Origin of the sequence: Streptomyces sp. NPDC004111 (assembly GCF_042874215.1) — a bacterium.
Classification (GTDB): domain Bacteria; phylum Actinomycetota; class Actinomycetes; order Streptomycetales; family Streptomycetaceae; genus Streptomyces.
This window is the reverse complement of record NZ_JBIAMU010000009.1, coordinates 227,072-250,293: the sequence shown is the minus strand read 5'-3', so window position 1 is coordinate 250,293 and position 23,222 is coordinate 227,072. Positions and strand designations below refer to the sequence as shown.

Below are 23,222 nucleotides of genomic sequence, written 5' to 3'. Positions count from 1 at the left end.
TCCTCGTACCCCTGCGCCGGTTACGCGTCCGAGGTGCGCTGCCACGGGCGGCACAGGGCCGTGAAGCACACGACGGCGAGCAGCGCGCACACCAGCTGCACGACCGCCATCGGGACCGCCGTGGCCTCGCCCGCGATGCCCACCAGCGGCGAGGCGACCGCGCCGACCAGGAACGACGACGTGCCCAGCAGCGCGGAGGCGGAGCCCGCCGCGTGCGGGGTGCGCATCAGGGCCTGGGTGTTGGTGCTCGGCATGATCAGGCCCATCGCCGACATCAGCACGAACAGCCCGCCCGCGACCGGCCACAGCCCGACCTCGCCGAACACCCCGCTCGTCATCAGCAGCAGCGCCGTGGCGGCGAGCGTGACCACGGCCAGCCCGAACGCGAGGACCTTGTCGAGGCGGACCCGGCCGACCAGGACCTTGCCGTTGATCTGGCCGACGACGATCAGGCCGATCGAGTTCACGCCGAACAGCAGGCTGAAGGTCTGCGGGGACGCCCCGTAGATCTCCTGGACCACGAACGGGGAGGCCGAGATGTACGCGAAGAGGACCGCGAAGGCGAGTCCGCCGGTCAGCATGTAGCCGGTGAAGACCCGGTCGGCGAGCAGCCCCTTCATGGTGCGCAGGGCCGCGCCCACGCCACCGGTGTGCCGCCGCTCCTCGGGCAGCGTCTCGTGCAGCCACTTCCACACCACCAGGGTCAGCACCAGGCCGACACCGGTCAGTACGTAGAAGACGCCGCGCCAGTCGGTCAGGCGCAGCACCTGGCCGCCGATCACCGGGGCGATGACCGGGGCCACCCCGGAGATCAGCATCAGGGTGGAGAAGAAGCGGGCCATCTCCACGCCGTCGTACAGGTCGCGGACCACCGCCCGCGCGATGACGATTCCGGCGGCGCCCGCCAGGCCCTGGAGGAGGCGGAAGGCGATGAGGAGTTCCGCGTTGGGGGCCAGCGCGCAGATGGCGGTGGCCAGCACGTAGACGACCATGCCGAAGAGCAGCGGGCGGCGGCGGCCGAGCTTGTCGCTGAGCGGGCCGACGACGAGCTGGCCGAGCGCCATGCCGGCGAGGCAGGCGGTCAGGGTGAGCTGGACGGTCGCGGCCGGCGCGTTCAGCGCGCCGGTGACCTCCGGGAGGGCCGGGAGGTACATGTCCATGGAGAGCGGCGGGAGGGCCGTGAGGCCGCCGAGCACGAGGGTGACCAGGAGGCCGGTGCGGCGGACGGCGGCCCCGCCCGTCCGCCCCGCGCCGTCGGTGCCCTTGCCCGGGGCGGCCTCGCCGGACACCGGCCGGGCGGGTGCGGCGACGGCGGGTGCGGCGGAGACGGCGGACACGGTTCCGGCCGTCGCGGCGGTCGCGGACTCCGCCGCCGCCATGACCTCCGCGCCCGCCGCGGGTATGTGCTCCTGCCCGGCCGATCCTGCTGAACTCTTGCCGCTCTCCGGCATCATCGCTCCCATTTCGTTGAATACCGACCCATGCTCTCAGCTCTTCCGGAGTGTTCGGAACAGTCTTTCGGCACTGGTGGGAGCGCTTGCGGCACGGAGGGGGAGCGACCCGGCGCACATCAGTGTGCGTTACACCGGCTTCAGTCCGGGGTTTCCGGCCTCGGTGACGAACGAGGCCGCCGTGGAGATGGGCGCCCCGGGCGTGCTGACCGCGGACACGGTCCGGAAGTCGGCCCGCGCCTGCTGGGTGCCCAGGGTGACCAGGGCGTAGCCGCGCCGCCCGTTGTAGTGCTTCATGTGCGGGTTGGCGCCGGTGAGGGCGGCCCAGTTCGCGGGCCTGTCGGCGCCGTCCTTGCCGCTGGTGACCGACGTGGTGACGATCTCGGTGCCGACCGTCCGCGACGCCGGGTCGCGGAAGTCGCGCTTGATGTCGAGCCCGTAGGAGACGTGCACGTCACCGGTGAGCACCAGCAGGTTCTTCACCCCGGCGGACTCGGCCCCGGCGAGGATCCGGGCGCGGGAGGCGGGGTAGCCGTCCCAGGAGTCCATGCTGAGCTTGAAGCCGGGGGCGTCCTTGTCGCGCCGCTCGGCGAAGGTGACCTGCTGCGGGACGACGTTCCACACGGGTCGCGGGCCCTGCCGCCAGCCGTCGATCAGCCAGCGCTCCTGGGCGGCGCCCGTCATGGTGCGGCCCGGGTCCTCCGACTCCGGGCCCGGCACCTGCCAGCCGTCGCCATACGCCTGGTCGGAGCGGTACTGGCGGGTGTCGAGGATGTCGAACTGGGCGAGCCTGCCGAACCGCAGCCGCCGGTAGAGCCGCATGTCGGGGCCGGTGGGGCGCTGCGGGGCGCGCAGCGGCTGGTTCTCCCAGTACGCGCGGTAGGCGGCGGCCCGGCGCAGCAGGAACTCCTCCGGCGGCACGTCGTTCTCCGGCGTGCCCCCCGCGTAGTTGTTCTCGGTCTCGTGGTCGTCCCAGGTGACGACGAACGGGTGCGCGGCGTGCGCGGCGCGCAGGTCCGGGTCCGACTTGTAGAGGGCGTACCGCAGCCGGTAGTCCTCCAGGGTCACGGTCTCCCGGTTGAAGTGGGCGGGCAGCCGGCGGTCGGTGTACTTGCGCTCGCCGCCGGTGGCGTTGACCGCGTACTCGTAGAGGTAGTCGCCGAGGTGGAAGACGGCGTCGACGTCCTCTTGGGCGAGGTGCCGGTAGGCGGTGTAGTAGCCGTCGTGGTACGCCTGGCAGGAGACCACACCGAGCCGCAGCGCACTGTTGCGGGCGCCGGGGGCGGGAGCGGTGCGGGTCCGTCCGGTGGGGCTGATCCACCGGCCCGCCCGGAAGCGGTAGTACAGGACGCGGTCGGTGCCGAGCCCGTCCACCTCGACGTGCACGCTGTGGTGGAACTCCGGGTGGGCGGTGACGCCGCCGCGCCGCACCACCCGCCCGAACCGCTCGTCGTGCGCGATCTCCCACTCGACCCGCACCCGCTTCCTGGGCAGACCGCTGTCCGTTTCGTACGGTCTGGGGGCCAGCCGGGTCCACAGCAGGACGGATCCGGGCAGCGGGTCCCCGGAGGCGACGCCCAGCGTGAAGGGGTTCTCGGTGATCCGCCGTGCGTCGAAGTCACCGGCGGACGCGGCGTGCGCCTCGCCGGCGCCGGGGAGGTTGGTGGCGAAGGCGAGGGCCGCGGCGGCTCCCGCGACGGTGAGGAAGCGGCGCCGACCGTGTGTCAAGTGGCGTGCCGCGGCGCGGAGTTCGGGAGAGTGCTGGGGTGCTCCGGAGGCTGTCATGCGGGCAGTTGAGCGCGCCGGAACGGCACCTGGTTGTCACGTACACGTCCACCACATGACGGACAGATGATCTCCTGACCGGCGGATCTGGCTACCCTCCCCTGTCATGAGTACTGACGCACGGATCGCGGTGGTGACGGGAGCGGGCTCGGGCATCGGCCGGGCGGTGGCGGTGGAACTGGCCGCGGCCGGCTGGACGGTGGCCCTGGCGGGCCGCCGTACCGGGCCGCTGGAGGAGACGGCGGAGCTGGCGCGGGCGGCGGGCGGCACGGCCCTCGCCGTACGCACCGACGTGTCCTCCCCCGCCGAGGTGGACGCCCTCTTCGGCACGGTCCGCGACACCTTCGGCCGCCTCGACCTGCTCTTCAACAACGCGGGCACCTTCGGGCCCGGCGGGGTGCCCACCGAGGAACTCTCCTACGAGGACTGGCAGTCGGTCGTCCAGGTGAACGTCACCGGCGCGTTCCTGTGCGCCCAGGCGGCCTACCGCCTGATGAAGGAGCAGACCCCGCGCGGCGGCCGGATCATCAACAACGGCTCCATCTCCGCCCACGCCCCCCGCCCGCACTCCGTCGCGTACACCACCACCAAGCACGCCATGACGGGCCTGACCAAGTCCCTGTCCCTGGACGGCCGCGCGTACGACATCGCGGTCGGCCAGATCGACATCGGCAACGCGGCCACGGACATGACGGAACGGATGCGCACCGGCATCCTCCAGGCGGACGGCCGGCTCGCGGTGGAGCCGGTGATGGACGTGGCGGAGGTGGCCCGCACGGTGCGGCACATGGCGGACCTGCCGCTGGGGGCGAACGTCCAGTTCGCCACGGTCCTGGCCACCTCCATGCCCTACGTGGGCCGCGGCTGACCACGCCGCCGCGCGTCCCTCTCGGGCGACGGGGCCGCCCGAGAGGGCGGAACGTGCGGGCAGGGGGGCAGCCCCCGGCGGAGCGGGCCCCTTGCCTTGCCTTGCCCTGCCTTGCCCGGCCCCCCCCGCTCCCCCACGTCACCCACCACTCGCCACTCGCCACTCGCCAGCGTGGGAATGCGCACTCCCGCCCACCGGTTGTGCCGACCATGACTACCGACCCCGCGTCTCCGCTCACCGCCGAGATCCTCCGCTACACCGCCTTCTCCACCACCCCCGCCGGCGGCAACCCGGCCGGCGTCGTCCTCGACGCCTCCGCCCTGGACGACCCGGAGATGCTCGCCGTCGCGGCCGAACTCGGCTACAGCGAGACCGCCTTCCTCACTGCGGGCCGGGCCCCCGGGGCGTACCGGGTCCGTTACTTCAGCCCGAAGGCGGAGGTCCCCTTCTGCGGGCACGCCACCGTCGCGACCGCCGTCGCGCTCGGTGAGCGGCTCGGGCCGCTGGACCTCACGTTCGAAACGAACGCGGGCACGGTGCCCGTCAACGTCGCGGCCTCCCCCGACGGCACCCTGCGCGCCACGCTCACCAGCGTCGAACCGCACACCGAGGCCGCCGAGCCGCAGGACGTCGAGGAAGCCCTGGCCGCCCTGAACTGGCCCGCAGGCGACCTCGACCCGGCCATCGCGCCCCGCATCGCCTACGCGGGCGCCCGCCACCTCGTCCTCGCGGCGGCCACCCGCGCACGGCTGGCCGACCTGGACTACGACTTCGTCCGGCTGCGCACGCTGATGGAACGCCTGGACCTGACCACGGTCCAGCTGGTCCACCGCGTCTCGGACACGGTGTTCCACGTCCGCGACCCGTTCCCGGTGGGCGGAGTGGTCGAGGACGCGGCGACGGGCGCGGCGGCGGCGGCGTTCGGGGCGTACGCCCGGGAGCTGGGGCTGGTACCGGCGGAGTCGACGCTCACGCTGCACCAGGGGGAGGACATGGGGAGGCCGGGGACGCTGACGGTGACGCTGCGGGCCGACGACCCCCGCGTCCAGGTCTCGGGCACGGCGGTCGCGATCTCCTGAGGCGCGGCGGGGGGCGCGGACGCCGGCATCCCCCACTCCCCGGTACATGTGTGCCCCTTCCAGGGGCGGGGGGTGTGTCACTGTGCGGCTGCCGCCGCGCGGGCACGAGCGTGGCGTGCCCCGGCAGGGGCGCGGGACTGTGTCACTGTGCGGCTGCCGCCGCGCGGGCGCGATCAACGCCCCTTCAGGGGCGCGGGGAACTGCGCGAGCAACCACGCTCCTCCCGCGCGTGCGCACTCTCCCCTGGCGGGCTCGCCACCCGGGGTCCGGGGCGGAGCTCCGGTTTCGGGAAGGGGCGGGGTGGGGTGAAGCCCCGCGCAGCGGCCACTTGGGTGCGGAGCAGCGGGCCGGGCCGGGCGGGGCCGGAGGGTGCGGCTCCGCCGGGGGCCGCCCCCTTGCCCGCCCGTCCCGCCCCCGGGGGGCGGCCCCGCCGCCCAAGGGGACGGGGCGGGGCGGGGGAGCGAGCGTGCGGGCCCGGCGTCCAAGGGGGCGGCGGGGGCAACGGCTATCCCGTTTGGGCCGGGGTCGTGTGGGAGAGCCAGGTCCGGGACTCGTCCCGGCTCAGCACCCGCTCCACCACCAACCCCCCACGCATCCCCGGAAAGTACCTCCCCGCCGGCCAGCTCCGCGCATACGGTTCGGGGTCCAGGACCAGCACCCGCGTCCCGTTCACCGGCGGAATGTCCGCGGGGTCGCCCTCGTTCCAGATCCACGCCCCGTCCGCACCGACCAGGTTGAACGACCCCTGGGTCAGGACCTGGCCCTCGACGTCCCGGCAGACGGCCACCGCCTCCGCGGACGGCGGCGTGCCCGGCAGATGGCCGCCGCCCACGAGCGCGTCGGCGAGCAGCGTGTGGAGCTGGAAGTTGTCCCCGATGCCGCCGATGCGGACGAGGAACCCGGCGCTGCTCTCCCGGTGGAGCACCACCAGCGGCTCCCCGTCGAGCACCCGCAGCGCGTACCGCAGCCCCTTCAGGGAGGGGCCGCCCCTCTCCTCGCAGGCCCATTCGATCCGGGCCAGCAGGGCCAGCAGTTCCCCGCGGCAGGGAACCTGCCCGCGCCCCGCCTCCTCGTTCAGCAACGCGAAAGCGGCCATCTGCCACTGCGGAAGCGTCCACCAGGCGAGGGCGGGACCGAAGCCGGTGCGCTCCGCGGCCTCGCCGTCGGGGCCCTGCCCGGGTTCCTCGGGGTCGGGGAACGTCCCGCCCCCGCTCTCCTCCCACAGCGCACAGAACTCCGCCACGTCCTCGAACGCCTCCCGCATCCCCGCGAACACCCCGGGCGCGCACAGCCCGGCGTCGGCCCCGCGCTCCACGCACGCCCCGACGATCACCGCGACCACCGCGCGCACCCCTTCGGGCGCCGAGGTCAGCAGTGCGGCCAGCCGCGGCCCGCACTCCCGCACCTCCGCGGGCCCGGCCTGCCCGAAGGTCTGCCGTATCGCGTCGAACCCGCTCCCGGTCAGCTCCGCGTCGCGCGCGGCCACCCCCGCCTCGAACTCCGCGACCGCGCGCAGCAGTTCCCCGCCCACTTCACTTGATCCAAAACCCATCCGGGCACCCTACCGACGCCCCCGGCACGGGGCGAAAGTGACCGGAGGCAGCCGGACCGCGGGCGCAGGAGCGCACGCCAGGGAGTACACGCGAAGGAGCACCTGCGAAGGACAGCGCACGAAGGAGCACACGCGAAGGACGCCGCACGAAGGAGAGGAAGCAGCAGATGAGCCGACCTGTACGCCGGGTTCTGTCACTCGGGGCCCTCGCGGTCCCCGAGGAGACGGTCATCCATCTAGGACCGGCGTTGCCGCCGGCCTCGTGCGGTCTACCCGCGAACTCGGGCGAGCAGCCCTCGATCGTCCGCGCAGGAACGTCTTGCGACGGTCCCTCTTGACCTTGCTCCGGGTGGGGTTTACCTAGCCGCCTGAGTCACCTCAGGCGCTGGTGGTCTCTTACACCACCGTTTCACCCTTACCCGGGACCTGAGTCCCGGGCGGTCTGTTTTCTGTGGCACTGTCCCGCGGGTCACCCCGGGTGGCTGTTGGCCACCACCCTGCTCTGTGGAGCCCGGACGTTCCTCGGGAAGCCCCCGGAGGAGCTCCACGCGACCGTCCAGTCGCCTCATCTGCTGCGCGGACCATGCTACCCGGGGTCGCGGGGGCCGCCGTCCGGGGACCCGGACGGACCGGTCCGCTTGACCTTGCCGCAGCGTCAACGTTTCCAATGGAGTCATGCGGATCGGAGAGATCGCCGCACTCGTCGGGATCACCACGCGTGCGGTGCGCCACTACCACCACGTCGGGCTGCTGCCCGAGCCCGAGCGGCTGCCCAACGGCTACCGCGAGTACACCCTGCGCGACGCCGTCGTGCTCGCCCGGATCAGGCGGCTCACCGAGCTGGGGCTCGGCCTCGACGAGGTGCGCGACGTGGTCCGCGACGACGTGGGCCGCGAGCTGGCCGTCGTACTGGAGGAACTGGACGCGGACCTGGCCCGCCAGGAGGCGGCGATCAGGGAGCGCAGGGCGCGGATCGGAACGCTGCTCGCGCAGGCCAGGGACGGCGAGCTGTCGCCGGAGGGGCCCGTGTCGCCCGCACTGGGCGAGCTGCTGCGCGGGCTGCCCGCGCGCGGCGCGATGGCGGCCAAGGACCGGGAGATGCTGGCGCTGCTGGAGACCACGGCGCCGGACCTCGCCCGGGGGCCCATGGTGGACGCGCTGCGGGCGGCGGCCGCCCTGCCGGGTGCGGCGGAGCGGGCCCAGCAGGCGTACGACCGGCTGGACGAGCTGGCCGGCGACGTGCCCGTCGACGACCCGCGGGTGCGGGCCGCGGCGGAGCTGCTGGCCTCGTGCGTGCCGGACGACATGTGGAGCGGCGACGCGCTGCCGGACGAGGACAGCGCGTTCCTGCGGGCCTTCTTCGCCGACTTCGCACCGGCCCAGGCGGAAGCCGTACGGCTGTCGCTCAGGATCGTCACCGAGCGGAAGGGAACGGGATCGTGAAGAAGCTGCTCAGAGGTATCGCCTACACGGCCATTCCGGCGGAACTGACCCTGGTGGTCTGCCTGCTGGCGGGCGTGCGGGTGCCCGGCGGGGTGCTGGTGGCGGCCGAGGCGCTGGTGCTGGCCCTGGTCTGCGCCGAGGTGTTCCTCTTCGTACGGCTGCGCAGGCAGGGGCTCTCGGCGCGGGAGGCCGTGGCGGAGCTGGTGCCCGCGCCCGTGCTGCGGATCCTGGGGCACGAGCTGCGGCTGCTCGCGTCGATCGCCCGGTGGGTGGCGCGGCGTCCGCACGGGATCGGTCCCGGCGACACGGCGTTCGCGCACGCGGGGGCGCAGTCGGCGCTGCTGCTGGGCTTCGGCTTCGTGTGCGTGGTGGAGACGGTGGGGATGCACGTCCTGCTGGCAGGGGTGCCGGTGGTGCAGATGGTCTTCCTGGTGCTGGACGTGTACACCGTGGTGCTGATCCTGGGGCTGCACGCGGCGGCCGTGAGCAGGCCCCACGTGGTGCGCGCGGACGGCTCGCTGCGGGTGCGCGCGGGCGCCCACACGGATCTGCTGCTGCCCGCCGCGCACATCGTCTCCGTACGGTACGACCTGCGGCTGAACCCGGGTCAGAAGAAGGACGACGGGCTGCTGGAACTGGCCGTGGCGTCGCAGACCAATGTGACCGTGCGGCTGTCGGAGCCGGTGGAGGCGGTGTCGCTGCTGGGCAAGCGGCGGCCGGTGACCACGGTCTGCTTCCACGCGGACGACGCCCGGGGACTGGCGGAGGCGGCGCGGGCGGCCCTGGAGCAGCGGGAGGCGGCCGGGGACGGCCCGGCCACCGCCGCGGGCGGGGCGGCCGACGGCGACCGCACCCCGGCCGCCCGGGGCGAGCGCTCCCCGCTCGCCCCGCTCACGCCGGAGCGAACAGCACCTTCGCCGACCCCGGGTCGGCCTGCGTCAGTCGCACCCTGATCCGCTCGCCCAGCGGCAGGTTCCGTCCGCCCTCGACACGGGCGATCACGGCGAGGTCGGCACTGTCCAGCTGGACGGTGCCGACCGTCGGTTCGTGGTCCTTGACGTCGACCACGTGGGCGTCGAAGAGTTCGCCGATCCGGTCCTTGAGGAGGGCCGCCTCGACGATGTCGACGGACTCCCGCTCGACCGTGTTCTGCCGGCGGGTGCCCTCGGCCATCTCCTTGGGGAGGCCGGGGAGGGCCGCCAGGACCCACTCCGGCGGATCCTGGCCCGCCGCCGCGGCGACGCACAGTTCTCCCGCGTACCGGTCGACGAGGCGGCGCAGCGGAGCCGTGCAGTGGGTGTACGGGGCGGCCACCGCGGCGTGCACCGCGGCGTCCGGGACCTCGCCGCCGGTGAAGACGGTGTAGCCCGCGCCGCGCAGCAGCGTCGTGCACTCCTGGAGGAAGGCGGCGTGCGCCGGGTCCGCCGGGTCGAGGCCGCGGACGATCTGCGCGTACGAGGTGTGGTGCGGCCAGTCGATGCCCAGGGCGCGCGCGGTGCGGCGCAGCCGGGCGACCGCGCCGTCGGGGGCGGCGGGCAGGGTGCGCAGGATGCCGGTGCCCGAGGCGGTCATCAGGTCGGCGGCGGCCATTCCGGTCAGCAGGGAGATCTGGGCGTTCCAGCCGTCGGCGGGCAGCGGGGTGCGGTAGGCGAGCCGGTAGGCGCCGTCGCGGAGTTCGATCTCCTGCTCGGGGACGTTGAGGGAGATCCCGCCGCGCTCGCGCTCCTGCTCCTCGCGCAGCCGGCCGATGTCGCGCAGGAGGGCGAGGGACTCGTCGGCGGTGCCCGCGTCGATCCGCCGCTGGACGCCCGCGTAGTCCAGCTTGGCGCGGCTGCGGACCAGGGCGCGCCTGACGTCGGTGGCGCGGACCGCGCCGTCGGCGTCGAGGTCGATCCGCCACAGCAGGGCCGGGCGGACCTGGTCGGCCAGCAGGCTCGCGGCGCCCTCGGAGAGCAGCCGCGGGTGCAGCGGCACCTTCTCGTCCGGGAAGTAGAGGGTGGTGACGCGGCGGTGCGCCTCCGCGTCGAGGGCGCCGCCGGGCGCGACGAAGGCGGCCACGTCGGCGATGGCGTAGTGCACCCGGTACCCGCCGCCCTCGCGCCGGGCCAGGTGCATGGCCTGGTCGAGGTCGGTGGAGGCGGGCGGGTCGACGGTGAACAGCGCGAGGCCGGTGGCGTCGTACGGGTCCGCGGGCAGCCGGGGGTGGCAGGCGGCCTCCCGGGCCTCCGCCAGCACCTCGGGCGGGAAGGCGTCCGGACCGGCCGGGTCGGCGGGTACGTCGAGGGTCGTCCGCAGCTCGCGCAGGGCCGCCCGCAGCGGGGCGGCCTCGGCGGCGCCGGTCACGTGGATATGGCGGCGGGGCATGGGTCGAGCGTAGGGCGGCAGGGGGAAAGCGGCACGGCGGAAGGGGGTGGTCCGGGCGGGGGCGGCGGCGCACTACCGTGGGCTGGTCCGTCCCGCAGTCCCGAAGGAGTCACCCCGTGCTCGTGCTCTTGCCGCCGTCCGAAGGAAAGGCCGCTTCCGGGCGCGGCGCCCCGCTGAAGCCGGAGTCCCTGTCGCTGCCGGGCCTCGCGGAGGCGCGGGCCGCGGTGCTGGCCGAGCTGGTGGAGCTGTGCCGGGGCGACGAGGAGAAGGCCCGTGAGGTGCTCGGGCTGAGCGAGGGGCTGCGCGGCGAGGTCGCCAAGAACGCCGGGCTGCTCACCGCGGGCACCCGCCCGGCCGGGGAGATCTACACGGGGGTGCTGTACGACGCCCTGGACCTCGCCTCGCTCGACGCGGCGGCCCGCAAGCGGGCGCGGCAATGGCTGCTGGTGTTCTCGGGGCTGTGGGGGGCGGTGGGAGTCGGTGACCGCATTCCGTCCTACCGCTGCTCGATGGGGGTGAAGCTGCCGGGGCTCGGGGCGCTCGGCGCGTACTGGCGTCCGGCGATGGCCGGGGTCATGCCCGAGGCGGCGGGCGACGGGCTGGTACTGGACCTGCGCTCCTCCGCGTACACGGCGGCCTGGAAGCCGAAGGGCGAGGTCGCGGGCCGGACGGCGACGGTACGGGTCCTGCACGCGCAGGTGGTGGACGGCGTGGAGAAGCGCTCGGTGGTCAGCCACTTCAACAAGGCGACGAAGGGCCGGATCGTACGGGACCTGCTGGTCGCGGGGGCCGCGCCGCGCGATCCGGCGGAGCTGGTGGTGGCGCTGCGGGACCTGGGTCACGTGGTGGAGGCCGCGGAGCCGGCCAGGGCGGGCCGGCCGTGGGAGCTGGACGTGGTGGTGCGGCAGATCCACTGAGGCGCGCGGCGGGCCGGCGGCGGCTGCCGTCGGCGGCCGTACGGGACACGGGTTTATGCGCGTAGAGTGGAAAGGTTGTCTTTCCGGTCCACCCGCTCCTGGCGGGCCGGCCGGTCCTTCGCGCTCCGTCCGAACCAGATCCAGAGGAAACTCCGTGCCCAGCTCTTTGTGCGACATATTGACCTCGGTGGCGCAGGGGCAGTACCCGCCGCCGGACGGTCGCACGCTCGTCCTTCCGCAGCCGAGCCCGCGGGACGCCGGTGTGGTCGCCTTCACCGCCCACTCGGTGATCTTCTCGGACGAGGACCCGGAGTGGATCCGCACGCAGTTGCAGGCGGCCTGCCCGGACCCGTTCTCGGCGTCCCTGCACCCGGTCTTCCTGGCCGCCCTGATGTCGCGCACCGGCCGCCGCATGGACACGGTCGGCTCGCTGACCCTGGCCCCGGCCCTGGAGGGTCCGCCGCCGCTGGAGCTCACCCCGATCGAGGACCCGGACCACCCCCGGGTGGCGCGTGCCCGCAAGTACCGGGACGACGTCCGGGTCTGGTCGTCCGAGGGCGGCGGGATCCTGGTCATCGGCCGCGGTCTGGCCGGCCGCTGGGAGACGGCCATCGAGGTCGACGAGGAGTCCCGGCACCGGGGCCTCGGCCGGGCGCTGGCGGAGTCGGCGCGGCACATGGTCCCGGCGGGCGAGGTGGTCTGGTCCCAGCAGGCACCGGGGAACGCCCGGAGCGTACGGGCCTTCCAGGCGGCGGGGTACCGGGCGGTCGGCGCGGAGGCCCTGCTGATCGCGGCCTGAGCGGCGGACCCGGGGAGCAGCCCGAGCGGGGCGTCCGGTACGGCACGCACCGGCGGCATATTGCAGAGGGCGCAACGCACGTTGTGCAGAGTGCTGCATCCGAGGCAGGATGCATGCATGGCCTTCTCCCTGTTCGCGCTCGCCCCTGTCATCCCCGTCGTGGTCGTCGACGACGCCCGGCACGCCGTTCCGCTCGCCCGCGCCCTCGTGGCCGGCGGGCTGCCCGCCATCGAGGTCACGCTGCGCACCCCCGCCGCCCCGGACGCGATCCGGGCGATCGCGGCCGAGGTGCCGGACGCGGTCGTCGGCGCCGGCACCGTCGTGACCCCCGCCCACGTGGACCGGTCGGTGGCCGCCGGAGCGAAGTTCCTGGTCAGCCCCGGCTGGACGGACTCGCTGCTGAGCGCGATGCAGGAGTCGGGCGTCCCCTTCCTCCCCGGCGTCTCGACCACCTCCGAAGTGGTCGCCCTGCTGGAGCGCGGCGTCACCGACATGAAGTTCTTCCCCGCGGAGGCGGCCGGCGGCACCGCGTACCTCAAGTCGCTCTCCGGACCGCTCCCCCAGGCCCGCTTCTGCCCGACCGGCGGCATCTCCCTGGCCTCCGCCCCCTCCTACCTCGCCCTGCCCAACGTCGGCTGCGTGGGCGGCACCTGGATGCTCCCCGCCGACGCGATCGCCGCCGAGGACTGGGACCGGGTGGAGAATCTGGCCCGCGAGGCCGCGGCCCTGCGATAACCGGACGGCCCGCGGCAGGCGGCCCGGACGTCCCCCCGTACGGCCGCCCCCGCACACGGCGAAGCCCCGGCCCGCTCCCGAGGAGGAGCGGACCGGGGCTTCGCCGTGGGTGTCAGCGCAGGTGCGAGGTGTCGTTCAGCAGCCGCACCGAGGCGTTGCCGTCCGCGTAGTACGCCACCGCCGACAGCGAAGCCGCCGACAGCTCCATCCGGAACAGCGCCTGCGGCGGGGCGCCCAGCGCGAGGCGCACCAGCGTCTTGACCGGGGTGACGTGGGTGACGACCAGTACCGTGCGGCCCGCGTACTTCTCCGTCAGCCGGTCCCGGGCCGCCGCCACCCGCACGGCCACCTCGGCGAAGCTCTCGCCGCCGCCGGTCGGTGCCGCGTCCGGGGAGTCCAGCCAGTCGTCCAGGTCCTCGGGGTGGCGCTGCTTGACCTCGGCGAACGTCAGCCCCTCCCAGGCGCCGAAGTCCGTCTCCCGCAGGTCCTCCTCGACCTGTACGGGCAGCCCGAGGCGGCGGGCCACCGCGTCGGCGGTCTCCCGGCAGCGCAGCAGCGGGGAGCTGACGATCGCCTGGACGGTGCCGCGCGCGGCGAGCGCGTCGGCGACCGCCTCGGCCTGCTTCCGGCCGACCGCCGAGAGCATCGGGTCCGAGCCGCCGCTGCCGGAGAACCGCTTCTCCGGAGTGAGCGGGGTCTCGCCGTGCCGCAGCAGCACGAGGGTGGCGGGCTCGCCGAGATCGGCGGTGACCCCCCAGCCCACGGAGGGCGTGGACGGCTCCTGCGGGGCCGCCGCCGGTTCCTCGTCCAGTGCGAACAGGCCCTCGGGGGCGGGGGCCGCGGCCCGTGCCCCGGCCAGCGCTGCGCGGGCCCGCGCAGCGCCCGCGGCGGCGTCGCCGACCACCCGGGGCGGCTCGGCGGCAGCGGCGGCGGGCGAGGAGGACGCGGCGGCGGACCCCGAGGGCTCCCACTGCCTGCCCTTCTTGCCCGCGTCCATCGCCTCGTTGGCGAGCCGGTCCGCGTGCTTGTTCTTCTCGCGCGGGATCCACTCGTAGCGGACCTGCGCGCGCGGCAGGATCGTCGCCGCCTCGGCCGCGAGCGGCTTCATGTCGGGGTGCTTGATCTTCCAGCGGCCCGACATCTGCTCGACGACCAGCTTGGAGTCCATCCGCACGTGCACCCGGGCGTCCGGGAACAGGTCCCGGGCCGCCTTCAGCCCGGCGATCAGGCCCTTGTACTCGGCGACGTTGTTCGTGGCCACACCGATGTACTCGGCGGCCTCGGCCAGCGTCTCACCGGTGTGCGGGTCGAGCACGACGGCGCCGTAACCGGCGGGCCCCGGGTTGCCCCGGGAGCCGCCGTCCGCCTCGACGACCAGGCTGCGTACGGTTTCCGCCATCGTTCTCTACAGCCCCGACTCGGACGTGCGGACCAGGATGCGGCGGCAGTTCTCGCAGCGCAGCACGGCCTCGGGGGCGGCGGCGCGGACCTCGTTCACCTCGGTGATGTTGAGCTCCAGCCGGCAGCCCTCGCAGCGGCGCTGGTACAGCCGGGCGGCGCCGACGCCACCGGACTGGGTGCGCAGCTTCTCGTACAGCTTGACCAGGTCGGCGGGGACCGAGCCGACCACGACCTCGCGCTCCTTGGCGACCTTCGCGGCCTCCTCGTCGAGCTCGCCGGTGGCGGCGTCGCGGCGCGCGGTCGCGTCGTCGGCCTTGGCCTGCACGGAGTCGACCCGGGCGGTCAGCTCGGCGGCGCGCTCCTGCGCGGACTCGCGGCGCTCCATGACCTCCAGGACGACGTCCTCCAGGTCGCCCTGGCGCTTGGCCAGCGAGACGATCTCCTTCTGGAGGTTCTCCAGGTCCTTCGGGGAGGTGATCGCCCCGGAGTCCAGCCGCTGCTGGTCGCGGGCGGCGCGCTGGCGGACCTGGTCGACGTCCTGCTCGGCCTTGGTCTGCTCGCGGGCGGTGTCGGACTCCTCCGTCGTCGCGGCGACCAGCAGGTCGCGCAGCTGGGTGAGGTCCTTGGTCAGCGACTCGATCTCGGCGTGCTCGGGCAGCGACTTGCGCTTGTGGGCGAGCTGGGACAGCCGTACGTCGAGGGCCTGGACGTCGAGAAGTCGGATCTGGTCGGCGGGCGCGGCGTTCAGTTGGGGGCTCCAGGAGAAGAGAAGGGTGCGGAGAAGTCGGTGGCGGGCCCGGAGGAGAGCTGGGCCGTCCAGGGGTCGGTGACCGTGTGCGAGACATGGACCCGCAGGTTCCACCCCTCCCGGTCGGAGATCGTTTCGAGCTGGGCCGCGGCCTGCTCGCACCAGGGCCACTCGGTGGCCCAGTGCGCCGCGTCGATCAGTGCGGGCAGCGGCGCGCTCTCGCGGGCCTCGGAGACCGGGTGGTGGCGCAGGTCGGCGGTCAGGAACGCGTCCACACCCGCCGCCCTGACCTGCTCGAAGAGGCTGTCGCCCGATCCGCCGCTGACGGCGACGGTGGTGACGGTGGCGTCCGGGTCGCCGGCGAACCGGATGCCCTGCGCGGTGTGCGGCAGGCGCTTGGCGGCGCGTGCGGCGAAGTCGCGGAGGCTCTCGGGGTGGTCGAGTTCACAGATCCTGCCGAGCCCGCGACGCCCTTCGGGGTCGCTCGGGTCGGGGACCAGCGGCCGTACGACGCGCAGGTCGAGGGCGCCGGCGAGGGCGTCGGAGACTCCGGGGTCGGCGGTGTCGGCGTTGGTGTGCGCGACGTGCAGGGCGATGCCGTTCCTGATGAGCGTGTGCACCACGCGGCCCTTGAAGTGGGTGGCCGCGACCGTCGTCGTGCCGCGCAGGTAGAGCGGGTGGTGGGTGACGATCAGGTCGGCGCCCAGCGCGACCGCCTCGTCGGCGATCTCCTGGACGGGGTCGACGGCGAACAGGACCCGGTTCACCTCGGTGTCCGGGTCGCCACAGACCGTACCGACGGCGTCCCAGCTCTCGGCCCGCTCGGGGGGCCAGAGGGCGTCGAGGGCGGCGATGACTTCAGACAGACGGGGCACGGATGCAAGGCTACCTGCCGTCCGTGCCCCGTCCGCCTGGCTGTCCGCTACCGGGTTCCCCGGCACCGGGAACCCGGCCCGGCGGGACTACTTGGCCAGGAAGCCGCGGAGGTCGGCGAGGACCTCGTCGGCGGCGGCGGTGCCCAGACCCAGGTACCAGGTCTCGTCGGGCACGTCCTTGGCCTGCCCCTTCTTCACCGCGTCCAGCTTGTTCCAGAGCGGGTTGGCCTCGGCCTTGTCGCGCTTGGTCGCCTTGGCGTCGCCGTACACGCCGGTGAAGATCCAGTCGGCCGCGGCCTCGTCGATCTTCTCCGGGCTGACCTCCGCCGCGAGGTCGTCGACCTGCTGGTTCTTGGGGCGGGGCAGGCCGGCGTCGTCGAGGATGGTGCCGATGAAGGAGGCCTTGGCGTACAGCCGGGTCTTCTCCGGCATGTAGCGCAGCATGGTGATCGTCGGCTTCTTGCCGCCGTGCGCGGCGGCCACGTCGGCGCCGAGCTGCTTGGCCTTCTTCTCGTACGCGGCGAGCTGGGCGTCGGCCTCGGCGCTCCTGTCGAGGGCGGCGGCGTTCAGCTTGAGGTTCTCCTTCCAGGTGAAGCCGGGGCGGATGGAGAAGACGGTCGGGGCGATCTCGGAGAGCAGCTTGTACTGCTTCTCGGCGCGCAGCTTGCTGCCCAGGATCAGGTCGGGCTTGAGCGCGAGGATCGCCTCCATGTTGAGGCTGTTGATGGTGCCGACGCTCTTCGGGGCCCCGGCGCCCTTCTTCTTCAGGTACTCGGGCAGCTCCTGCGAGCCCTCGGAGGGCGCCCAGCCGACCGGCTTCATGCCCAGCGACACCACGTTGTCCAGCTCGCCGACGTCGAGCACGACGACCCGCTTGGGGGCGGCCTTCAGCTCGGTGCTGCCCATGGCGTGGGTGATGGTGCGCGGGAACTGGCCAGGCTTCGCGTCGGTGCCGAGGGCCGCGGTCTTCTTCGCGGCGTCGCCGAAGTCCTTGCCGCCCTGGGCGACGGACTTCCCGCCGTCGGACTTCTTCTCGCCGCCGCCCTCGGAGTCCCCGCCGCCGCAGGCGGACAGGGCGAGCGCGGCGGTGACCGCCAGGGTGACGGCGGCGGTGCCGCGGCGGCGTATGGAGGACGACATGCAAGGACTCGCTTCCGGACAACGAACGGGGGCGTGCGGCGGGCCGGTGCGGACCTCCGCACGCCCCCGCCGGCACTTCTGCAAACACTTAGGCGAACCTAACCTTACGTCTCCCTGCGGACTCCCCCGAGCACACCCGTCCCCCGCATTTCGCTGGAACGACCGGACGGCCACCCTTATGTGTGAAGTGGGGTGACTCGTGTTGTCCGGCGGGAAAGCCGAAAACTAGCGTCGCGGGCGGAGGTGACGGATCAATGACTGCCTGTGCCATCGAGACCGCCCCGGAGGGCGGTGCGGTGCGGCGCCCCGGGTGCACGATCGCCGCGGACGGTTCGTACGCGGCGCGCCTGGCCGGGAGCGCGGAGGCGTGGTTCCCGGAGCGGTGGACCCTGGACGGTCCGGAGCCGTACGCGGTGCCGCTCCCCGCCGACCAGCCCGAGGAGCCCGGCACCGAGGTGCTGCCGCTGGCCGACGGACGCGTGCTGATCCACCGGCGGGCGATGGGCCGGCACCTCTTCTCCCTGCTCTACCCGACCGGCCCGACGACCGGCGAACTCCCGCTGGGAGCCGTCGAGTTCGGCGAGGGGCCGCTGACCCTGCTGCCGCCGGCCCCGGGCGGCGGCGCCGCCTACGCGCTGGCCGTCGGCGCGCACTCGACGGCGCTGTGGCTGGTCGCGGGCGGCGCGTTCGGCCCCGAGCACGTGGCCGAGGTGCCGGGCCGCTGCACGGGCGGGGTGTGGCTGGACCGCGAGGGGCGGATCCTCGCCCTGGACCGGGAGGGCGAGGGCGGCGCGGTGAAGTCCGTCGCGGTGGACCTGGAGCGCGGCGGCGAGGTGACCCCGCTGCTCCAGATCACGGAGCGGAGCAACGACCGGCTGCTCCTCGCCGACCCGGACAGCGGCCTGCTCATGATCCGCTCGGACGCGCCCGGCGAGGACCGCCTGGGGTGGGGCGTACTGGGCAGCACCCGCCCGGTCCGCTTCCCGGAGTCGCTCCGGGTGGACGGCTGCACGGTGACCCCGTTCGCGGCCCAGCCGGGACAGGTGCTGACGCCGGAGTCGTGCGCGGTGGCGGTACGGATAGACCGGGCCGGCCGGCCTGCGGACCCGTCCGCGTGCTGGGTCGGTCTGTGGCGCCCCACGGACGGCCGCCTGCACCAACTGGCCGCCCCCCAGGGGTGGTTGTCCGGCTCCGGGCTGTGGACCCGGGACGGTGTGCTGCGGCTGCCGTTCGCGACGCCCGAGGTGCCCTGCGGGGTCGCGGAGGTCTGCGTACCGCCGGCCGGCCCGGCGCCGGACCCGGCGGCCGGGGCAGCACCGGCCTCCGGGATACGGGCCGACGGGCCCGGTACCGAGGAGCGGGAGGCATCCGCCGGAGAGGGCCCCGCGGGGCGGACCTCGGGCGGGGAGGGCTCGGCCGCCTGGCGCCCCGTACCGCTCCAGCAGGCGACGCTGACGGGGCGGCTGCACCGGATCGGGACGCGCCCGCCGAGGCCGGAGCCCGAGACGGCGGAACCGGCAGACCGGCCGCGGGGCGCGACGCCCGCGCACGGCACACCGCTCGAACCGGCCGCCGGCCAGGACCCGGCACCCGGCCGCACCCCGGTGCCCGGCCCGAACACCTCGCCCGGTCGGGGCACGGCCCCCACCCCGGCCCGGGACACGGACCCCGGCCACGGACCGGCACCTGCACCCGCACCCGCATCCACCGCGCCAGCCGCTCCGGCCCAGCAGGTCCCGCAGATCCCGCAGGTCCCGCAGGTCCCCGGGGACGCGATGCACGCGCCGAACCGGCAGGCCCCTCGGGACGCGGTGCACCCTCCGGCCCCGCAGGCACCCCGGGAGGTGATGCACCCTTCGGCCCCGCAGCCACCGGCCGCCCCGCCGGCACCTCCGGTGCCCGTCCCCGTGCCGTCCGCGCGCCCGGCCGTACCGGCGTCCGCACCCCCGACACTGCTGGCTCCGCCGCCGCCCGCCTCGGCCCACGCGGCGGCTACGGAGATGGTCCGGATGACCGTCCCGGTGCGGATCGAGGTGCCCGTGCCCACCGTGCTGACCGGAAGAACAACCCCGCTGACCGAGACATGACCGGGCGGTTAGACTCGCGGGCCCGGGGGCAGGCGGACCTGGGCGTACGTATGTAAGCGATCTGTTGACGGGGTGACTTTCCCACATGTCCGAAACCCTCACCGACCCGGCACAGGCGGGACCGCAGACCACGGTCCCGGCGCAGGGCGGACCGGTCGGCTCCGGCAAGCACCGGGGCGACGCGGCGCCGAAGGAGGAGCCGACGGCTCCGGCACAGGGACGGCATCGGCGCGACGCCTAGTCGGGCCGCACGCACCACGGCGGGGCCGGGACCAGGAGGGCATTCCTCCCGGTCCCGGCCCCGCCGCACATACGGCGCGCGCCCGTCCGCGCACCGCGCCCGGAAGCCGGGGCCTCACCCCTTCTTCAGCCCCAGCACCTCCCCCGCACCGAAGGTCTCCCCCTCGGGGCGGCCCGCGAAGAACCCGCCGAGGGCCTCGTCCAGTTCCTCGTAACTGAAGACGTCCTTCGCGGTGTCGAACTTGGCGGCCACCTTGGGCCGTTCCATGACCGCGACCATTCCGCCGTGCACGACGAGCAGTTGGCCGTTCGCGCGGGCGGCGGCCGGTGAGGCCAGGTAGCCGACCAGCGGGGCGACGTGCTCCGGGGAGAGCGGGTCGGTCTGGTCGGGGGCGGACGGCTCCTGGTAGCCCGCGAAGACGTCCTCGGTCATCCGGGTGCGGGCGCGCGGGCAGATCGCGTTGGCGGTGACGCCGTACTTGGCGAGGGCGAGCGCGGTGGAGGTGGTGAGGCCGACGATGCCGCCCTTGGCCGCCGCGTAGTTGGGCTGGCCCGCCGAGCCCGCGAGGTACGCCTCGGAGGAGGTGTTGACGATGCGGCCGTAGACCGGGCCGCCCGCCTCCTTCGAGCGTGCCCGCCAGTGCACGGAGGCGAAGTGGGTGGTGTTGAAGTGGCCCTTGAGGTGGACCCGGACGACCGTGTCCCACTCCTCCTCGCTCATCGAGAAGACCATCCGGTCGCGCAGGATCCCGGCGTTGTTGACGAGGATGTCGAGCTTGCCGAACTGTGCGACGGCCAGCTCGACCAGTGCGCGGGCCTGGTCGAAGTCGGCGACGTCGCCCTGGTGGGCGACCGCCCGGCCGCCCGCGGCACGGATCTCCTCGGCCACCGACTCGGCGGGGGTCGCGGACGCGTCGCCGGACCCGTCGCGCCCCGGCTGCCCGAAGTCGTTGACGACCACGGACGCGCCGAGCCGGGCGAGTTCGAGGGCCTCGGCGCGCCCGAGGCCGCGCCCGGCTCCGGTGACGATCGCGGACAGTCCTTCGAGCGGCAGGGACATGAACGACTCCTTCGGAACGGTGTGCGGAGCGGGTCTCGGTACGGGTGCCGTGGCTGGTCCCGGTACGGGTCTCGGTACGGGTCTCGGTACGGCTGCCGCGGCGGGTGCGCGGTGCCGGTGCGGGCCGGGCGGGCCGGGCGGTGCGGACGGGCAGTACGGGCCCAGCGGCGGGTCGGGCGGTGCGGCCGGGCGGTGCGGGCCTGACAGCGGGTCGGGCAGTGCGGTCGGGCAGGACGGGCCCGGCATCAGGGGCGGACAGTGCTGCCGGGCGGTGCGAGCCCGACAGCGCGGCGGACGGTGCGGTCGGGCCGCGCGGCCCAACAGCGCGGTGGGTGGTGCCGCCGAACGATGCCGCCCGGCAGCGTGGCGGACCGTGCCGCCGCGGGTGGCCCGGAGGGGGTGGTTCCGCGGCGGCGGTGGGTCAGAGGGCGATCGACGTGCGCAGGGCCGAGCCCGTCCGCATCTGCTCCAACGCGTCGTTGATCTCCGCCAGTTGGACCCGGTGGGTGATCATCGATTCGAGGTCGATGCGGCCGGCCCGCCACAGCGCGACGGCCCGCTCGTAGGAGCGGAGCACGTCGCCGCCGCCGTACATCGAGGGCAGGATCCGCTTCTCGTCGAAGAACAGCTCGAACATGTTGAGCTGGAAGTTGTCGTCCATGGCGCCCGCGCCGACCACGCACAGGGTGCCGCCGCGCCGTGTCGTGTCGTAGGCGACCCGGGCGGTGGCGGACTTGCCGACGACCTCGAAGACGTAGTCGAAGCCCTCGCCGGAGGTGATCCGCTGTTTGGCGTCGGCGAGTTCGTCGGGTGCGAGCGCCTCGGTGGCGCCGAAGCGCAGTGCGGCCTCGCGGCGGGAGGCGACCGGGTCGACGGCGACGATCTGGGCCGCGCCCTGCACCCGGGCGCCCTGGATCGCGGAGATCCCCACGCCGCCGCAGCCGATGACGGCGACCGACGAACCGGCCTCCACCCGGGCGGTGTTGATCGCGGCGCCCAGTCCGGTGGTGACGCCGCAGCCGATCAGCGCGGCGATCTCGAAGGGGACGTCGTCGGGGATCGGCACCGCGCACCCGGCGTCGACCACGACCTCCTCGGTGAAGGTCCCGGTCCCGGCGAAGCCGAAGACGTCGCCGCCGGCCCGCTTGAAGTTGGGGGTGCCCGCGTTCATGAACCCGGCCAGGCACAGCTGTGTCTGGCCGCGCTTGCAGGCCGGACAGCTGCCGCAGGCGGGCAGCCAGCACACCAGCACCCGGTCCCCCGCCGAGAGCCCGGTGACCCCGTCGCCCACGTCCACGATCTCGCCCGCGCCCTCGTGGCCGGGGACGAAGGGGGCGGGCTGCGGGAGCACGCCGCTCATCGCGGAGACGTCGGAGTGGCACAGCCCGGTGGCCCGCACCCGGATCCTGACCTTGCCGGGGCCGAAGCCCACCGCCTCGATGTCGTCGTGGACCTCCAGCTTGTCCTGGCCTACTTCGTGCAGTACGGCTGCGCGCATGGCATGACTCCCCTCACGGTTCACCTGGTGTGGAAGGTTCTCGGCGGGACGCGGGCCCGGCACCACGGGCACCGGAAGTCGCCCGCGCCCGGTATCGCCCGTGCCCGATGTCGCCCGCGTCCGGCGTCAGGAGTGCTCGACGACGGTGTCCGCGAGGACCGGCGCGTCGTCCCGCTCGGCCGACGTCACCGTCAGCCGGGTGCGGCCCTCCTCCGCCCACATGCGGATGCGGAGGGTCTCGCCGGGGAAGACGATGCCCGCGAAGCGGGTGCCGTAGGACTTCACCCGGGTCACGTCGCCGTCGAGCACCGTGTCGACGACGGCCTTGAGCGCCATCCCGTACGAGCACAGCCCGTGCAGGATCGGCCTGTCGAAGCCCGCGAGCCGGGCGAACTCGGGGTCGGCGTGCAGCGGGTTCCAGTCGCCGGAGAGCCGGTAGAGCAGCGCCTGCTCCTCGCGGATGGGCCGCTCGACGGTGAACTCCGGTTCGCGGCCGGGAACTTCGCTGCGGGCGGAGGGACCGCGCTCGCCGCCGAAGCCGCCCTCGCCGCGTACGAAGATGGAGGAGTCGCTGGTCCACAGCGGCCCGTCCGCGTCCGACGCCTCGGAACGCAGCACGATCACGGCCGCCTTGCCCTTGTCGTACACGGCGCTGACGCCGGAGGTCTGGGTGGCCTCGCCGCTGACCGGGATCGGCCGGTGGAGGGTCACGGTCTGTCCGCCGTGCAGGACCGCGGCGAGGTCGACCTCGATGCCGGGTACGGCGAGCCCGCCCATCATGGCCATGCCCGCGCCCGCGACGGTGGCGAAGCTGGGCAGCACGTGCAGCTTGCTCTCCAGGGTGTAGCGCAGCTCGCCGGGGTCGGTGGCGGGGACGCCCGCGCCGAGGCCCAGGTGGTAGAGCTGGACGTCCTTGTGCCCCCAGACGAGGGGGGCGGTCCGGGGTTCGGCGGCGAGTGCCTTCGCGACATCAATGGGCATGGGCGCAAAGCTCCTTCGACGGGCTGCGGGCGTCGGACGGCGGACATCGGGGGCGGCCGTGCGGAGAAGACCCCGGCGCTGCCGTCCGCACCGTCGGCCGCGCCGGGGTCGTACGGGAGGGGCCCGTCACGCACCCCCGGTTGTAGAACGCGTTCTAGGCCGATGGCCCCATGTATAACGCACCCCGCCCGGCTTGGGA

Annotated in this window: 19 protein-coding genes, 1 other RNA gene and 1 pseudogene; 9 read left to right on the top strand and 12 right to left on the bottom strand. The window is 74.2% G+C overall.

The window, feature by feature from the left end; genetic code table 11:
* Positions 1–20: 20 nt before the first annotated feature.
* On the bottom strand, positions 21–1,463 hold the full coding sequence (locus ACFYVL_RS19720) for a Bcr/CflA family multidrug efflux MFS transporter (protein WP_389246382.1): 1,443 nt from the start codon (positions 1,461–1,463) through the stop codon (positions 21–23).
* A 117-nt stretch (positions 1,464–1,580) separates the two neighbouring features.
* Positions 1,581–3,236, bottom strand: a complete 1,656-nt coding sequence (locus ACFYVL_RS19715) for an alkaline phosphatase D family protein (RefSeq protein ID WP_389246380.1) — start codon at positions 3,234–3,236, stop codon at positions 1,581–1,583.
* 106 nt (positions 3,237–3,342) lie between these two features.
* Here ACFYVL_RS19715 and ACFYVL_RS19710 point away from each other — a divergent pair, with 106 nt between their 5' ends.
* Entirely contained in the window at positions 3,343–4,104 is a 762-nt protein-coding gene (locus ACFYVL_RS19710) for an SDR family oxidoreductase (RefSeq protein ID WP_389246378.1), read from the top strand.
* Positions 4,105–4,313: 209 nt separating this feature from the next.
* The gene (locus ACFYVL_RS19705) at positions 4,314–5,183 is read left to right on the top strand and encodes a PhzF family phenazine biosynthesis protein (RefSeq protein ID WP_389246376.1); all 870 of its coding nucleotides are present in this window, start codon (positions 4,314–4,316) and stop codon (positions 5,181–5,183) included.
* A 505-nt stretch (positions 5,184–5,688) separates the two neighbouring features.
* On the opposite strand, the gene ACFYVL_RS19700 is transcribed toward ACFYVL_RS19705, so the two are convergent.
* Both ACFYVL_RS19700 and rnpB read right to left on the bottom strand, forming a co-directional pair.
* Entirely contained in the window at positions 5,689–6,735 is a 1,047-nt protein-coding gene (locus ACFYVL_RS19700; protein WP_389246374.1) for a hypothetical protein, read from the bottom strand.
* A 164-nt stretch (positions 6,736–6,899) separates the two neighbouring features.
* Positions 6,900–7,303: RNase P RNA component class A (rnpB, locus tag ACFYVL_RS19695), an RNA gene on the bottom strand.
* Positions 7,304–7,410: 107 nt separating this feature from the next.
* Between rnpB and ACFYVL_RS19690 the strand changes: the two genes are divergently transcribed.
* Together ACFYVL_RS19690 and ACFYVL_RS19685 are read left to right on the top strand one after the other, a co-directional pair.
* Positions 7,411–8,178 (top strand): MerR family transcriptional regulator, encoded by a 768-nt coding sequence (locus ACFYVL_RS19690; protein ID WP_389246373.1) that lies wholly within the window; start codon positions 7,411–7,413, stop codon positions 8,176–8,178.
* Positions 8,175–9,131, top strand: coding sequence for a hypothetical protein (locus ACFYVL_RS19685; RefSeq protein WP_389246371.1), 957 nt, complete (start codon positions 8,175–8,177; stop codon positions 9,129–9,131). The genes ACFYVL_RS19690 and ACFYVL_RS19685 overlap by 4 nt, the downstream gene beginning before the upstream one ends.
* Here the strand turns inward: ACFYVL_RS19685 and ACFYVL_RS19680 are convergent.
* The gene (locus tag ACFYVL_RS19680) at positions 9,070–10,542 is read right to left on the bottom strand and encodes an RNB domain-containing ribonuclease (RefSeq protein WP_389246368.1); all 1,473 of its coding nucleotides are present in this window, start codon (positions 10,540–10,542) and stop codon (positions 9,070–9,072) included. The genes ACFYVL_RS19685 and ACFYVL_RS19680 overlap by 62 nt on opposite strands.
* 116 nt (positions 10,543–10,658) lie before the next feature.
* Here ACFYVL_RS19680 and yaaA point away from each other — a divergent pair, with 116 nt between their 5' ends.
* From yaaA to eda, 3 genes are all read left to right on the top strand, one after another.
* Positions 10,659–11,459, top strand: a complete 801-nt coding sequence (gene yaaA, locus ACFYVL_RS19675) for a peroxide stress protein YaaA (RefSeq protein WP_389246366.1) — start codon at positions 10,659–10,661, stop codon at positions 11,457–11,459.
* Between the two features lie 154 nt (positions 11,460–11,613).
* Positions 11,614–12,258, top strand: coding sequence for a GNAT family N-acetyltransferase (locus ACFYVL_RS19670; protein ID WP_389246364.1), 645 nt, complete (start codon positions 11,614–11,616; stop codon positions 12,256–12,258).
* Positions 12,259–12,375: 117 nt separating this feature from the next.
* Positions 12,376–12,993, top strand: coding sequence for a bifunctional 4-hydroxy-2-oxoglutarate aldolase/2-dehydro-3-deoxy-phosphogluconate aldolase (eda, locus tag ACFYVL_RS19665; protein WP_389246362.1), 618 nt, complete (start codon positions 12,376–12,378; stop codon positions 12,991–12,993).
* A gap of 112 nt (positions 12,994–13,105) precedes the next feature.
* Here the strand turns inward: eda and ACFYVL_RS19660 are convergent, their stop codons facing one another.
* The 4 genes from ACFYVL_RS19660 to ACFYVL_RS19645 form a co-directional block, all read right to left on the bottom strand.
* Complete coding sequence (locus ACFYVL_RS19660) at positions 13,106–14,392, bottom strand: bifunctional RNase H/acid phosphatase (protein ID WP_389246360.1); 1,287 nt, start codon at positions 14,390–14,392, stop codon at positions 13,106–13,108.
* Between the two features lie 6 nt (positions 14,393–14,398).
* Positions 14,399–15,142: a zinc ribbon domain-containing protein gene (locus ACFYVL_RS19655; protein ID WP_389246580.1), complete on the bottom strand. Its 744-nt coding sequence runs from the start codon at positions 15,140–15,142 to the stop codon at positions 14,399–14,401.
* The gene (locus tag ACFYVL_RS19650; RefSeq protein WP_389246358.1) at positions 15,139–16,017 is read right to left on the bottom strand and encodes a Nif3-like dinuclear metal center hexameric protein; all 879 of its coding nucleotides are present in this window, start codon (positions 16,015–16,017) and stop codon (positions 15,139–15,141) included. Before ACFYVL_RS19650 ends, ACFYVL_RS19655 begins: the two co-directional genes overlap by 4 nt.
* Before the next feature lie 87 nt (positions 16,018–16,104).
* A complete protein-coding gene (locus ACFYVL_RS19645; RefSeq protein WP_389246356.1) occupies positions 16,105–17,157 on the bottom strand; it encodes an ABC transporter substrate-binding protein in 1,053 nt (350 codons plus the stop codon).
* 254 nt (positions 17,158–17,411) lie between these two features.
* On the opposite strand from ACFYVL_RS19645, the pseudogene ACFYVL_RS19640 reads away from it, so the two are divergent.
* Both ACFYVL_RS19640 and ACFYVL_RS19635 read left to right on the top strand, forming a co-directional pair.
* Positions 17,412–18,629 (top strand): annotated as a pseudogene (locus tag ACFYVL_RS19640) (hypothetical protein); the annotation flags it as partial.
* A 700-nt stretch (positions 18,630–19,329) separates the two neighbouring features.
* The gene (locus ACFYVL_RS19635; protein ID WP_389246354.1) at positions 19,330–19,485 is read left to right on the top strand and encodes a hypothetical protein; all 156 of its coding nucleotides are present in this window, start codon (positions 19,330–19,332) and stop codon (positions 19,483–19,485) included.
* Between the two features lie 114 nt (positions 19,486–19,599).
* On the opposite strand, the gene ACFYVL_RS19630 is transcribed toward ACFYVL_RS19635, so the two are convergent.
* The 3 genes from ACFYVL_RS19630 to ACFYVL_RS19620 form a co-directional block, all read right to left on the bottom strand.
* Positions 19,600–20,544, bottom strand: a complete 945-nt coding sequence (locus tag ACFYVL_RS19630; RefSeq protein WP_389246352.1) for a 3-oxoacyl-ACP reductase — start codon at positions 20,542–20,544, stop codon at positions 19,600–19,602.
* A 421-nt stretch (positions 20,545–20,965) separates the two neighbouring features.
* The gene (locus ACFYVL_RS19625; protein ID WP_389246349.1) at positions 20,966–22,042 is read right to left on the bottom strand and encodes a Zn-dependent alcohol dehydrogenase; all 1,077 of its coding nucleotides are present in this window, start codon (positions 22,040–22,042) and stop codon (positions 20,966–20,968) included.
* A 126-nt stretch (positions 22,043–22,168) separates the two neighbouring features.
* Positions 22,169–23,023 (bottom strand): MaoC/PaaZ C-terminal domain-containing protein, encoded by an 855-nt coding sequence (locus ACFYVL_RS19620; RefSeq protein WP_389246347.1) that lies wholly within the window; start codon positions 23,021–23,023, stop codon positions 22,169–22,171.
* Between the last annotated feature and the right edge of the window lie 199 nt (positions 23,024–23,222).

Excerpts from the sequence above, each read along its gene's own strand:
- ACFYVL_RS19720 (WP_389246382.1), bottom strand. The coding sequence starts at position 1,463 with ATGGGAGCGATGATGCCGGAGAGCGGCAAGAGTTCAGCAGGATCGGCC.
- ACFYVL_RS19715 (WP_389246380.1), bottom strand. The coding sequence starts at position 3,236 with ATGACAGCCTCCGGAGCACCCCAGCACTCTCCCGAACTCCGCGCCGCG.
- ACFYVL_RS19710 (WP_389246378.1), top strand. The coding sequence starts at position 3,343 with ATGAGTACTGACGCACGGATCGCGGTGGTGACGGGAGCGGGCTCGGGC.
- ACFYVL_RS19705 (WP_389246376.1), top strand. The coding sequence starts at position 4,314 with ATGACTACCGACCCCGCGTCTCCGCTCACCGCCGAGATCCTCCGCTAC.
- ACFYVL_RS19700 (WP_389246374.1), bottom strand. The coding sequence starts at position 6,735 with ATGGGTTTTGGATCAAGTGAAGTGGGCGGGGAACTGCTGCGCGCGGTC.
- ACFYVL_RS19690 (WP_389246373.1), top strand. The coding sequence starts at position 7,411 with ATGCGGATCGGAGAGATCGCCGCACTCGTCGGGATCACCACGCGTGCG.
- ACFYVL_RS19680 (WP_389246368.1), bottom strand. The coding sequence starts at position 10,542 with ATGCCCCGCCGCCATATCCACGTGACCGGCGCCGCCGAGGCCGCCCCG.
- eda (WP_389246362.1), top strand. The coding sequence starts at position 12,376 with ATGGCCTTCTCCCTGTTCGCGCTCGCCCCTGTCATCCCCGTCGTGGTC.
- ACFYVL_RS19660 (WP_389246360.1), bottom strand. The coding sequence starts at position 14,392 with ATGGCGGAAACCGTACGCAGCCTGGTCGTCGAGGCGGACGGCGGCTCC.
- ACFYVL_RS19645 (WP_389246356.1), bottom strand. The coding sequence starts at position 17,157 with ATGTCGTCCTCCATACGCCGCCGCGGCACCGCCGCCGTCACCCTGGCG.
- ACFYVL_RS19635 (WP_389246354.1), top strand. The coding sequence starts at position 19,330 with ATGTCCGAAACCCTCACCGACCCGGCACAGGCGGGACCGCAGACCACG.
- ACFYVL_RS19630 (WP_389246352.1), bottom strand. The coding sequence starts at position 20,544 with ATGTCCCTGCCGCTCGAAGGACTGTCCGCGATCGTCACCGGAGCCGGG.
- ACFYVL_RS19625 (WP_389246349.1), bottom strand. The coding sequence starts at position 22,042 with ATGCGCGCAGCCGTACTGCACGAAGTAGGCCAGGACAAGCTGGAGGTC.
- ACFYVL_RS19620 (WP_389246347.1), bottom strand. The coding sequence starts at position 23,023 with ATGCCCATTGATGTCGCGAAGGCACTCGCCGCCGAACCCCGGACCGCC.